Raw genomic sequence first — 11758 nt, 5'->3', positions numbered from 1 at the left:
AGAGTGCCTGGCACGGTTCGCGCTTGTGCCAGGGTTCTGGCGATCGGTGATGCGCCGCCTATATTGGCAATTCGGGCCGCGCGGCAGCACGCTCGCCCGATTCCCCCGCAAAAGTTGCAAGAGGATGTCGAAATGGCGACTCATTCTCCTTCCCCAGAACCCGCAGAGGCGCCTTTCGGGTTGACGCGCCGCCAGTGGTTGCAGGGCACGCTGGCCGTTGCGGCTGCCGGGCTGGTCGGCGCGCAGGTGCTGCACGCGGTGGCGCAGGCCCCTGGCGAACCGCTCGATGCGTTCATGGCGTTGTCACAGGCGTTGACGGCCCGGCCAGCGCTGGATCGTGCCGTCGGCACGCGCTTGCTGGCGGCGTTGGGCAAGCCGGGCAGCGACTTTGTCGCGCAGTTGCGGCCGCTGGCGCAATCGCTGGCAGCCGGTGCGCTCTCCGAAGAACAACAGAAGACCGCGCTGCGCATTCTGGAGGCGTGGTACCTGGGCGTGGTCGACGGCAATGTTGTCACGTACGAACAGGCGCTGATGTACAGCGTGGTGTCCGACACGCTGGTCATCCGCACGTATTGCCCCAACCAGCCCGGCTTCTGGGCCGAACCCCCTGTCGAGAGGCAAGCCTGATGCCCGATACCCAACAAGCCGATATCGTTGTGGTGGGTTCCGGCGTGGCCGGTGCGCTGGTGGCGTACGAGCTGGCGCGTGCCGGCAAGTCGGTGCTGATGCTCGAGGCCGGCCCGCGCCTGCCGCGCTGGGAGATCGTCGAGCGCTTCCGCAATCAGGCCGACAAGATGGATTTCATGGCGCCGTATCCATCCACATCGTGGGCGCCGCATCCGGAGTACGGCCCGCCCAACAACTACCTGATCCTCAAGGGCGAGCACAAATTCAACTCGCAATACATCCGCGCGGTGGGCGGCACGACGTGGCACTGGGCAGCGTCCACCTGGCGCTTTCTGCCGAACGATTTCAAGCTGCGCAGCGTGTACGGCATCGCGCGTGACTGGCCTTTGCAGTACAGCGATCTGGAGCGCTACTACGGCCGCGCAGAAGAAGCGCTTGGCGTGTGGGGGCCGAATGATGAGGAACTGGGCTCCCCACGCAGCCAGCCGTATCCGATGACGCCGCTGCCGCTGTCGTTCAATGAACGCACCATCAAGGAAGCGCTCAACGGGTACGACCCGGACTTCCACGTGGTGACCGAACCGGTCGCCCGCAACAGCCGCCCCTACGACGGCCGACCGACCTGCTGCGGCAACAACAATTGCATGCCGATCTGCCCGATTGGGGCGATGTACAACGGCATCTTCCATGTAGAGAAAGCTGAGCAGGCCGGTGCACGCCTGATCGAAAACGCGGTGGTCTTCAAGCTGGAAGTTGGCGCCAACAAGCGCATCGTGGCCGCACGCTACAAGGATGCGAAGGGCGTCGAACACCGCGTGGAAGGCAAGTGGTTCGTGTTGGCGGCCAACGGCATCGAAACGCCCAAGCTGATGCTCATGTCCACCAGCCAGGACTATCCCAAGGGCGTGGGCAACAGCTCAGACATGGTGGGCCGCAACCTGATGGACCACCCCGGTACCGGCGTGAGCTTCTACGCCGACCGCAAACTGTGGCCGGGCCGCGGGCCGCAGGAGATGACCTCGTTGATCGGCTTTCGCGACGGGCCGTTCCGCGCCACGCAGGCGGGCAAGAAGCTGCACCTGTCGAACATCTCGCGCATTGAGCAGGAGACGCAACGCATCTTCAAGGAAGGCAAGCTCATCAAGCCTGCCGAACTGGATGCGCGCATTCGTGACCAGGCCGCGCGCTTTGTGGAGTTCGACAGCTTTCACGAGATCCTGCCGTTGCCCGAGAACCGCATCGTGCCGAGCGCGACCGAGGTCGACGCTATCGGCATTCCTCGCCCCGAGATCACCTACCGCATCGACGACTACGTCAAACGCAGCGCCGTGCATACGCGCCAGGTTTACGCCACAGCCGCCAAGGTACTGGGCGGCACCGACGTGCAGTTCAACGACGACTTCGCGCCCAACAACCACATCACCGGCGCGACCATCATGGGGGCGGACCCGAAGGATTCTGTGGTCGACAAGGACTGCCGCACGTTCGACCACCCGAACCTGTTCATCAGCAGCAGTTCCACCATGCCGACGGTGGGCACCGTCAACGTGACGCTGACCATTGCGGCGCTGGCGCTGCGCATTGCCGATCAACTGAAGAAGGAGGCGTGAGATGAAAGCGATCGCCTTTTTCCTGTTGCTTGCCAGCGTGGCGACTGTCGCTTCCGCCAAGGACACACCGGCCGACACCGCGCAGATCAAGCGCGGCGAATACCTTGCCATTGCCGCGGACTGCGCTGCCTGCCACACCGCACCGGGCGGCAAGCCCTTTGCCGGCGGTTTGCCCATGCCGATCCCGATGCTGGGCACGATCTACACCAGCAACATCACGCCCGATGAGAAGACCGGGATCGGCAAATGGAGCTACGAAGACTTCGAGCGGGCCGTGCGCAAGGGCGTGGACGACGACGGCGACAACCTGTATCCGGCCATGCCGTATCCCTCGTACGCGAAGATCAACGATGCGGACATGCGCGATCTCTATGCATATTTCCACTATGGCGTGACGGCTGTGCAGAACGAACCGCCGCCCAGCACGATCCGTTGGCCACTGAACATGCGGTGGCCGCTCAAGCTATGGAACCTGGTCTTCCTCAAGAGCGAGCCGTATGTCCCCTGGGGCGACAAGACACCCACATGGAATCGCGGTGCCTACCTGATGCAGGGCCTCGCGCATTGCGGCACCTGCCACACGCCGCGCGGCTTCGCCATGCAGGAGAAGGCGATGGACGAGCGTGGCAAGGGGTATCTGTCGGGCTCGACGTTGGCGGGTTGGACAGCGTTCAACATCACGTCTGACCCCGTCAGCGGCATTGGGGCGTGGAAACCCGAGCAGGTCGTGCAGTACCTGCGCACTGGCAGCGTGCCGGGCGTGGCGCAGGCAGCCGGGCCGATGGGCGAGGCGGTGCAGCACAGCTTCTCGCGCATGACTGAACGCGACATCCTGGCGATGGTGGAGTACCTGCGCACCGTGCCCGCCGTCAGCAATAACCTGGAGCGCGCGCGGCAGGACTGGGGCAAGCCCGCCACCGACGTGATCGCGCTGCGCGGCAAGTCGATCGAAACCACCATCGACGCCGCACGTCTGTATCTCGGCAACTGCGCCACCTGCCATCAGGCCGATGGGCGCGGCACCCCCGACGGCTACTACCCGCCGTTGCTGCATAACTCCACGGTGGGGGCGCGTGACTCGGGCAATCTGGTGCAGGTGATCCTGCATGGCATCGAGCGCAAGGCCGGGGATCGGCACATCGGCATGCCTGCGTTCGGGCGCGCGTTGTCGGACGCGCAACTCGCCGCCCTCACGAACTACGTGACGCGGCAGTTTGGCGATCCGGCCACGCCGCAGATGACGGCAGAGGGGATTGCGAAGCGACGCTGAATCAGCCGCCGCTCGTCATCGGATCGCGCGAGGGTGGTGTGCTTGTGCGCGGGACGGGCTGTGCGGATTTCAACTCGCCATCGGGTGTACGCCCCGGGTTCTTGCTGCGATAGGTCTTGCCCGGCGGCGGGGCCGTGGGGCGCTGGCGTACGTCGGCCAGCAGTTTGCCGCACGGGCTGTCCGGCGCCGGCTTGAGTTCAAGCACCGGTAGCACTGCCGCAATGGGGGCCGCAAACGCCAGCGCCACCGCGCCGCCTGCGCGCAGCGCCACCACGGCCGGGTTGATCGACACATCCGGATGCTTGTACGTACCCTTCACGTACAGCGGCGTACGCAGCGAAAACACACGCAGCCCCTTCGAATCCGGATGGATGGTGAAGTCCAGCGCCTCCTGCTTGAAGTTCGTCGTGCCGGTCACGTCGATCACCGCATCCTGCGTGTCGACCACAAAGGTCCGCGCCTGCGCCAACCCGTCGCTCACCGCAAAGTCGCCGGCCGCGCAGTTGATGGTGACCTGCTTGTCGCCAAAGAGCTTGGTGAGGATCACGTTCCCCACGTTCAGCCCCATCGCTTCGAGGATGAACTTGCTGATCGTGCCTTGCTCCACGAGCACCTTCATCTCACCGTTGGACGAGCCGAGCAGGGCGGCAACCGAGTTGCCGGTAGCGGATAGGCGCGCATCGCCGTTGATCTCGCCCACGCTGGCGCGCATCGATTCGATGTTCGGGAACAGCTGCTTGATCTTGAAATGTCGGGCCGCCAGCGCCGCGCGTGCCTGCATCGGCGTGGCGTGACCATCGAGCTGAATATTGGAGGTGAGCGTGCCGCCCGCAATGCCGAAGTTGAGCGGGTCGAGCGTCAGCACCGCGTCCTGCAGCTTGACGTGCGTGACGAGGTGGTCGATCGGCAGGTCGGCGCTGTGGACGATGCGCTCGCCGGTGAACTTCACGTCGGCGTCGATGGCGTTCCAGCGGTCGGTGCGGAAGGGCTCGACCGGCAGCACTTTGTCAGCGGGCTGGCGGACGGTTTTACTGTCGCCCGGTTCTGCGCTAGGGTCAGCGCGTTTGGCCTTGCTGGCGTTGGAGTCGGCGCCGATGATCGGGGCCAGGTCGGCAAACAGCAACTGATGCGAGACAAGCTCGCCGGTCAGTTGCGGGCGCGGCTCACGCATCGCAAAGGTGAGGGTGCCGCCCAGGTCTGAGCCGCCCACGCGGCCGGTGAAGTTTTCGTAGCGCCAGCTGGAACCCTGCTTGCGCAATTCGCCGATCAGCCGGCCGCGCGTGTCGAACGGCGGCGTGTCGGGCAGCACCACGCCCGTGAGTGGATACAGCTGCGCCATGCTGGCGCCCGACAGGTGCAGCCGCAGGTCCAGTGCCGCAAGGCTGGAAGGGTTGGTCAGCGTGCCGGCCAGGTCGATGCGGGTCTTGCCCACCGTCACGTCGGCCTGCAGTGGGTAGGGGCGCTTGGCATCCTGCAGGCGCAGCACGCCACCGGCCTTGCCGCTACCGTTGATGGCGGCGTTGTTGTAAGTGCCCTTGACCGTCCAGGCGATGCCATACGGCTGCTCAGGATCGGGCGTGACAGGCGCATTGGCTGCAGCACCTGACGCAGCCGCACCCGAGGCTGTTGGCACCATCGCCGGTTGCTCGCTGCCCTTGATCGCCGTGCCGTTGGCAGCCGTGTAGAGCGCCTGGTTGTCGACTGTGTCGATCGTGGCGGCTAGGTGGATGCGCTTGAGGTCGTCATCCAGCGCCAGCGTGCCCTTGCTGAAGGCAATCTCGCGCAGCTCCAGCTTCCAGTCGGAGGGTTTGTTGTCGCCGCCGTTGTTGCCCGCGAGGTCGAACGTCCAGTTGTTGCGGTTCTGCTTGTCGCGCTCCAGTGCAATGGCCGGCGTATCCAGCGTGACACTCGGGATGACGATGCGGTGCGCCAGCAGCGGCAGTGCTTCCAGCACGAAGGTGAGCTGGTGGATCGTCGCCACGTGCGGCTGCTTGGTCCAATCCGGATTGCCGACGGTGATGTCGTTGGCAATCAGGCGCGGCCAGGGCACATAGGCACGCCAACCGGTTTCGCCTTCGGGCTTCTTCCACGTCAGCATCAGGTCGCCGTTGATGGCGAATGCACGGCCGATGGCTTGCGAGACGTGGTCGTTCAGGTACGGCTTGGCGCGGTTCCAATCGAACGTCAGCACAAAGATGACCGCCGCCGCCCCGATGACAACGGGCGAGAGGACCAGTCCGAGGGCAAGCTTGCCGGAGGTTCGCATGGGTCTTGTTATGGGTTTGGCACGTAAAAATCCGACTCGCCGCATTGATATATAGTTCGGCGCAGTCCCGATTCAATTGTGTCATGAGCCAAGTAGCAATCAGCGCGCCCGCGCACCCGCCCATCCTGGATGACGAATATGCACGCCGCTTTGGCGGTGTCGCGCGCCTGTATGGCCCCAACGCGCTGGAGCGCTTTGCGGCGGCACACGTGTGCGTGATCGGCATCGGCGGCGTGGGTTCGTGGGTGGCGGAAGCGTTGGCGCGATGCGGTGTCGGCAAGCTCACGCTGATCGATCTCGACCACATTGCCGTCTCCAACACCAACCGCCAGATTCACGCGCTGGGCGATGCCTACGGCATGGCCAAGGTCGACGCCATGGCCGAGCGCATCCTGCAGATCAATCCACGTGCCGAGATAAGCCGCATCGACGATTTCGTCACCGTGGAAAACGTCGAGGCCTTGCTCGGCCACCCGTTTGACTACGTGATCGACGCCATTGATGCGGTGAAGGTGAAGACGGCCATCCTCGCGTTCTGCAAGCGCACCGGCAAACGCGTGGTGACCTGTGGTGCTGCAGGCGGGCAACTGGACCCGACGCGCATTCGCGTGACCGATCTCACGCGCACGATTCAGGATCCGTTGCTCGCCAAGGTGCGCGGCAACCTGCGTCGCCAGCATGGCTTTGCGAAGAACCCCAAGACGAAGTTCGGCATCGATGCCGTATTCTCGGATGAGCCGCTGCGCTATCCGGAACCCGAACAGCAGGCCTGCGCGATCGAACTGCCGGTCGAATCGAGCCACGCCGGCATTGATGATCTGGCCGCGGCCGGGGAAATCGAAGTCGTCAACGCCCCGCCCGCCCCGCAGCCGTCACAAGGCCCGCAAGGGTTGGCTTGTGCAGGCTTCGGCTCGTCGGTGTGCGTGACGGCGGTGTTCGGGATGGTGGCGGCATCGACCGCCTTGCGAGCGATCGCCGCAATCTGACTGGGCCTAGTGGGGCAGGAGCTGGTCCAGTTTTTCCTGGATCTGGTCCGCGTAGCGCCCCGACCATTCGCTACTCGGCTGGCTGTTGGCAAACAGCACGAACGCCGGCATGACCGATACGCCGTACTTGGCTGCGGTACCTTCGTTCTCGTCAAAGTCCATGGTGACGAACGTGGCGCGCCCGGCGTAGCTCGACTCCATCTTTTCCAGGCTGGCCACCGCACACTGGCTGGGGTGGCTCCACTCGGCGGCAAAGCACACCACCACGGGCTTGCTTTGCGAGGCGTCGATCACGTCTGATTGAAACGAAGCATCGTTGACGATCTTCATGGGCACTCCTTCGTCGGGGTGGGGAGGCCCCCCGCGCAGCAAGGGCGCGCGAGCCGGGCCACTCTGACTCTAGGCAGGCAGAACCCGATCGACAACCCGTGTTCAGCCAGCGTGCTCGATGGTGCCCATCGGGTTGCCCATTTGTGCGAGATACGTCGTCATCATGCGGTCCATCACGTCCACGTGCTGGGCAAACCACTCGGGCAGCTCCGCCACCAGACGGCGCCCCAGTTCCATCTCGCCCGCAGCGGCACGCTTGCGCACTTCACGGCACAGCGCCAGCACGTTGTCGTGCTCGCCGCGATGGCAATGGCGCGGTGGAAACTCCGCTGCGTCCATCCAGGTGTTTTCTTCGCCGAAGTGGATTTCGGTATGCGCGATGAAGGCATCGAGTGCGGCAATGAAGTCGGCGTCCGCCGCGTCGGCCACGGTGTTGAGCAGCGCGCAGAACTCGGCGTGGTTGGCGTCGGTGGCGGCGTCTCCAAGCTGGAGCGCCTCAGACCATTCGATCACGGGCATGGTGGGTGGATAGGCGGGATGGACAAGGCCGTCAGCTTACGCGACGGCCTTTGTGGTCTGGTTTGACGCCGGGCAAATCGCTGGATCGGGCCGCTTATTCAGCGTCTGCCGCAGGATGCTGCTGCATCACTTCCACCGCCCGCGCATACAGCGCTACCGATGGCGCATAGCCGCGTCCGATCTGGTACAGCGTGCCGTTCTGCTCGGCCAGCAGACTCGGGAAGCCGTTGATGCCCCAGCGGCGCGAGAGGCGGAAGTCTTCGCGTGTTTCTTCGCGCAGCGCGTCGGTATCGAACACGGCATCGAAATGCGCGGCGTCGATGCCGTTGGCGACGGCGACTTCGCGTAGTACGTTAGCCTGCGTCGTGTCACGGCCTTCGGCATAGAAGGCATGCTGGACGGCATGGAAGAGCGTGAGCACGCGCTCGTCATCTTCACCCCAATGCTCGCGTGCCAGCACCGCAACGCGGCAGGCGGGCTCGGTGTCGTAGACGAAACCATCGCGACGCATGGCCACCTCGGGCGACTGGTCGAACGGCATGCCGCTGCGCTCGGCCACGGCGTGCCAGTGGTGGAGGATCTCGTCGCGCTTGTCGGCCGCCATGGGCTCGCGCTGGCCGGGGCGCAATCCACCGGTGATGAGCGTGACCGGCACCGGTGCGCCAAGCAGCTCGCCCAGCCGCTTACGCAAATCGGCCAGCTGGGGGCCGAAGCCGTAGCACCACGAACACATCGGATCAGCAACGTAGATGAGGCGCATGGTCAGTTCAGTTTGGAGGCCAGTTGGCGGCGCCAGTGCGACACCGCCTGCGGCGCATCGCGCATCATGTCGAACACCGACACCATGGTTTTGCGCGCAATGTCGTCGCGGAAGGTGCGGTCGCGCTCGACGATGGCAATCAGTTGTTCAAGCGCGGCTTCGTAGTTCTGCTGCGCGATGTACTGCTCGGCAAGGTCCAGGCGGGCCTGCACGTTGTCCGGCTCGCTCTCGATGCGCAGGCGCAGCGCGTTGGCATCGGGCAGCGCATCGGCGCGTTTCGTGGCCTTCAGGCGCGTTTGCAGCGGGCCGTAGCGCGCGTCCTGCGGCGCCTTGGGCGAGAGCAACTCGAACTCCCCCTGCGCTGCGCGCACGTCCCCGCTGTCGAGCAGCAGGCTGACCAGCTCAAAGCGTGCCGCATCGAAACCGGGGTCGAACGCCAGCGCATTCTGGAACGCCTCGCGTGCATGGGCGATCTCGCCGGCCTGGCGCGCGGCCAGCCCTTCACGGTAGGCCACGTCGGCCGGTTGCGGGATCACGCGGTCAAGAAACCCGCGCAACTGCCCTTCGGACAGCACGCCGACAAACTGGTCGACCGGCTTGCCGTCCACAAAGGCGACCACGTACGGAATGCTGCGCACGTTGAAGTGCGCCGACAGCTCGGGGTTCTCATCCGAATTGACCTTGGCGAGCTTCCACTTGCCGGCGTATTCGGCTTCGAGCTTTTCCAGCATCGGGCCCAGCGTGCGGCAGGGCCCGCACCACGGCGCCCAGAAATCGACCAGTACAGGGACTTGGCGAGATGTTTCGATCACTTCCTGCGCGAAACTCTGCGAGGTGACGTCGCTCATCGGCGGGATTCTCCTGGGAAAAGTGCGGCCGGCAGCGTTTGCCGGCGGTGTGTCGAGCATTCTACTTGGGGGTGCCTGGGGCCGCTTCCAGGCTGTTTTTTGCGTTCTTAAAAATGGCTGTCCTGACAACGGTTGAAAATAGAACGATCGTTCGGATACCATCCGGTAAAAACAACAGACAGATTCTCGGAGACACGCTATGGCACGACCGCACTTCCAGTTCTGGCCCCGACGTATGCCGCACAACATCACGTCGCCCCAAACCAGCCTTTGGTACAACCTGGAAGTGTCTGCGCGACGCTATCCGGACAAGGACGCGATCATCTTCTACGGTCGCCACACCACCTTCCGCGAGCTGCATGACGATGCGGTGGCCGTGGCCGGCTGGCTGCAGCAGGTGGCCGGCGTGCAGAAGGGCGATCGTGTGTTGCTGTACATGCAGAACTGCCCGCAGTTCATGGCCGCGTACTACGGCATCCTGCGCGCCGATGCGGTGGTCGTGCCGGTCAACCCGATGAACCGGCCGGAAGAGTTCAAGCACTACATCACCGATGCGGGCGCCAGCACGGTCATCTGCAGCGCCGATCTGGCCGTCAACGTGACGACCTCCAACGCCGAGCTGCCGGAAGCGCAACGCACGAAGCATCTGCTGGTCACGTCCTACGCTGACGCGCTGCCGGCCACCTACGAATATCCCGAAGATGCACCGCCGGCATGGATCACGGCCGAGCATCCGCCGCAGCCGGGCGCCGTTGCCTGGAACGATGTGATTGCCCAGCGCCTCGTGCCGGGCCCGCACACCGCCGGGCCGGACGACCTGGCCGTGATGCCGTACACGTCGGGCACCACAGGCTTCCCGAAGGGCTGCATGCACCCGCACCGCACGGTGATGCACAACATCGTCGGCGGTTCGATGTGGTCGAATGGGACGAAGGAGGGCGTGAGCCTGTCGATCATCCCGCTGTTCCACGTGACGGGCATGCAGTACGGGATGAACGCGCCGATCTACATGGGCTCCACGGTGGTGATGCTGCCGCGCTGGGATCGCGAAGTAGCGGGGCGGTTGATCTCGCGCTACAAGATCACGCACTGGACGAACATCCCGACCATGGTGATCGACTTTCTGGCGAGCCCCCAACTGGCGGAGTTCGACCTGTCGAGCCTCGCCTACATCGGCGGCGGCGGCGCGGCGATGCCTCAGGCCGTGGCCGAGCGCCTGCTGAAGGATTTCAACCTGGCGTATCAGGAAGGCTACGGCCTGTCGGAAACCATCGCGCCCACGCACAGCAACCCGGCCGACCGGGCCAAGCAGCAGTGTCTGGGCATTCCCGTGTTCAACACCGATGCGCGCATCGTCGATCCGCAGACGTTGCAGGAGCTGCCGATTGGCGAGGTGGGCGAGATCATCGTCAGCGGCCCGCAGGTGTTCCTGGGCTACTGGGGCAAGCCGCAGGCCACTGCCGAAGTCTTCATCGAGTTCGAGGGCAAGACATTCTTCCGCACGGGCGACCTCGGCAAGATGGATGAAGACGGCTATTTCTTCCTCACCGACCGCTTGAAACGCATGATCAACGCCTCGGGCTTCAAGGTCTGGCCGGCCGAGGTGGAAAGCCTGCTGTACAAGCATCCTGACGTGCAAGAGGCCTGCATCATCGGCACGCGCGACGCGTATCGTGGCGAGTCGGTCAAGGCGGTGGTCGTGCTCAAGGCGCATGCCAAGGGCGAGACCACGGAAGACGACATCATCAACTGGGCACGCGACAACATGGCCGCGTACAAGTACCCGCGCGTGGTGGAGTTTGTCGATGCGCTGCCCAAGTCCGGCACGGGCAAGGTGATGTGGCGCACGCTGCAGGAGCAGGAAAACGCGAAGAACGCGGCGGCCGAAAAACCGGCGGTAGCCTGAGTCGAAGAAGCGGAAGAAGGGGCCCGAGTGGCCCCTTTTTCAATGCCCGCGCGCCTTGAACAGCAGTGCGCCAATACCGTGGAAGCCACGCTGACGCGCATGCCGCATCGGCGTGACGCCGGCCCGGTCGGGCATGTTCGGATCGGCGCCGGCGTCGAGCAGGAGCTGCACGATCTTTTCGTACTTGTCGCTGCCATCACCCATAGCCACGGCTTCGATCAGCGCCGTCAGGCCCAGGTTGTTGGTGGCATCGGGCGGTACACCGGCTTTCGCCAGTTCATTCACCACTTCCACGTAACCCCGGCGTGCAGCCGGGATCAGGGCGGTGTCGCCCTCGGCGTTGGTGGCGCGCAGGTTGGCGCCGTGCGAGAGCGCCAGACGTACGGTTTCCGCATCGCCCTGGCTCGCCGCGAGCAGGAAGGCGCTGTTCTGGGCATTGTCCTGCACGTTGACGTCGGCGCCGGCCTGGATGAGCAGACGGGCCGCCGCGCCCATGTGTGCAGACACGGCGGCGACGAGCGCGGTGCGGCCGTCGGCATCGCGTGCCTTGAGGCTGGCGCCGTCGGCCAGCAGCGCTTGGATGGCCATCGTGTTGCCGGTTTGGGCGGCGGCAATCAGGTCGCGGTCACGCGTGGC

The 11758-nt window shown here is 64.7% G+C and carries 11 protein-coding genes; 5 read left to right on the top strand and 6 right to left on the bottom strand.

The genetic code is table 11. The annotated features are described in order from the left end of the window. Positions 1-132 precede the first annotated feature (132 nt). Genes C404_RS44085 through C404_RS44075 form a run of 3 tightly spaced genes read left to right on the top strand, consistent with a single transcriptional unit; the run spans position 133 to position 3507 of the window. Entirely contained in the window at positions 133-627 is a 495-nt protein-coding gene (locus C404_RS44085; RefSeq protein ID WP_031329444.1) for a sugar dehydrogenase complex small subunit, read from the top strand. Next, the gene (locus C404_RS44080) at positions 627-2237 is read left to right on the top strand and encodes a GMC family oxidoreductase (RefSeq protein ID WP_021195199.1); all 1611 of its coding nucleotides are present in this window, start codon (positions 627-629) and stop codon (positions 2235-2237) included. Before C404_RS44085 ends, C404_RS44080 begins: the two co-directional genes overlap by 1 nt. Before the next feature lies 1 nt (position 2238). Next, positions 2239-3507 (top strand): cytochrome c, encoded by a 1269-nt coding sequence (locus tag C404_RS44075; RefSeq protein WP_021195198.1) that lies wholly within the window; start codon positions 2239-2241, stop codon positions 3505-3507. A gap of 1 nt (position 3508) precedes the next feature. On the opposite strand, the gene C404_RS44070 is transcribed toward C404_RS44075, so the two are convergent. Further along, positions 3509-5773, bottom strand: coding sequence for an AsmA family protein (locus C404_RS44070; RefSeq protein ID WP_021195197.1), 2265 nt, complete (start codon positions 5771-5773; stop codon positions 3509-3511). An 83-nt stretch (positions 5774-5856) separates the two neighbouring features. On the opposite strand from C404_RS44070, the gene tcdA reads away from it, so the two are divergent. Continuing rightward, complete coding sequence (gene tcdA / locus C404_RS44065; RefSeq protein ID WP_021195196.1) at positions 5857-6759, top strand: tRNA cyclic N6-threonylcarbamoyladenosine(37) synthase TcdA; 903 nt, start codon at positions 5857-5859, stop codon at positions 6757-6759. A gap of 6 nt (positions 6760-6765) precedes the next feature. Here the strand turns inward: tcdA and C404_RS44060 are convergent, their stop codons facing one another. The 4 genes from C404_RS44060 to trxA all read right to left on the bottom strand — a co-directional run bounded on the left by C404_RS44060 (position 6766) and on the right by trxA (position 9216). Beyond that, entirely contained in the window at positions 6766-7089 is a 324-nt protein-coding gene (locus C404_RS44060) for a thioredoxin family protein (RefSeq protein WP_021195195.1), read from the bottom strand. 102 nt (positions 7090-7191) lie between these two features. Further along, entirely contained in the window at positions 7192-7608 is a 417-nt protein-coding gene (locus tag C404_RS44055) for a bacteriohemerythrin (RefSeq protein ID WP_021195194.1), read from the bottom strand. A gap of 94 nt (positions 7609-7702) precedes the next feature. After that, on the bottom strand, positions 7703-8368 hold the full coding sequence (locus C404_RS44050; RefSeq protein WP_021195193.1) for a DsbA family protein: 666 nt from the start codon (positions 8366-8368) through the stop codon (positions 7703-7705). 2 nt (positions 8369-8370) lie between these two features. Beyond that, on the bottom strand, positions 8371-9216 hold the full coding sequence (gene trxA / locus C404_RS44045; protein WP_021195192.1) for a thioredoxin: 846 nt from the start codon (positions 9214-9216) through the stop codon (positions 8371-8373). 199 nt (positions 9217-9415) lie between these two features. On the opposite strand from trxA, the gene C404_RS44040 reads away from it, so the two are divergent. Then, positions 9416-11122, top strand: coding sequence for a long-chain fatty acid--CoA ligase (locus C404_RS44040; RefSeq protein ID WP_031329443.1), 1707 nt, complete (start codon positions 9416-9418; stop codon positions 11120-11122). A 39-nt stretch (positions 11123-11161) separates the two neighbouring features. Here the strand turns inward: C404_RS44040 and C404_RS44035 are convergent. Next, positions 11162-11758 (bottom strand): ankyrin repeat domain-containing protein (locus C404_RS44035; RefSeq protein WP_021195190.1); only part of this gene is annotated, 597 nt, incomplete at its 5' end.

Source organism: Ralstonia sp. AU12-08, assembly GCF_000442475.1.
GTDB lineage: Bacteria > Pseudomonadota > Gammaproteobacteria > Burkholderiales > Burkholderiaceae > Ralstonia > Ralstonia insidiosa.
The sequence above is the reverse complement of the archived record's forward strand: the minus strand, read 5'-3'. Positions and strand labels throughout refer to the sequence as shown.

Bases quoted from the DNA above. Each gene is read 5' to 3' on its own strand.
- C404_RS44055 (WP_021195194.1), bottom strand. From the start codon at position 7,608: ATGCCCGTGATCGAATGGTCTGAGGCGCTCCAGCTTGGAGACGCCGCC.
- C404_RS44075 (WP_021195198.1), top strand. From the start codon at position 2,239: ATGAAAGCGATCGCCTTTTTCCTGTTGCTTGCCAGCGTGGCGACTGTC.
- C404_RS44050 (WP_021195193.1), bottom strand. From the start codon at position 8,368: ATGCGCCTCATCTACGTTGCTGATCCGATGTGTTCGTGGTGCTACGGC.
- C404_RS44060 (WP_021195195.1), bottom strand. From the start codon at position 7,089: ATGAAGATCGTCAACGATGCTTCGTTTCAATCAGACGTGATCGACGCC.
- C404_RS44080 (WP_021195199.1), top strand. From the start codon at position 627: ATGCCCGATACCCAACAAGCCGATATCGTTGTGGTGGGTTCCGGCGTG.
- C404_RS44070 (WP_021195197.1), bottom strand. From the start codon at position 5,773: ATGCGAACCTCCGGCAAGCTTGCCCTCGGACTGGTCCTCTCGCCCGTT.
- trxA (WP_021195192.1), bottom strand. From the start codon at position 9,216: ATGAGCGACGTCACCTCGCAGAGTTTCGCGCAGGAAGTGATCGAAACA.
- C404_RS44040 (WP_031329443.1), top strand. From the start codon at position 9,416: ATGGCACGACCGCACTTCCAGTTCTGGCCCCGACGTATGCCGCACAAC.
- C404_RS44085 (WP_031329444.1), top strand. From the start codon at position 133: ATGGCGACTCATTCTCCTTCCCCAGAACCCGCAGAGGCGCCTTTCGGG.
- tcdA (WP_021195196.1), top strand. From the start codon at position 5,857: ATGAGCCAAGTAGCAATCAGCGCGCCCGCGCACCCGCCCATCCTGGAT.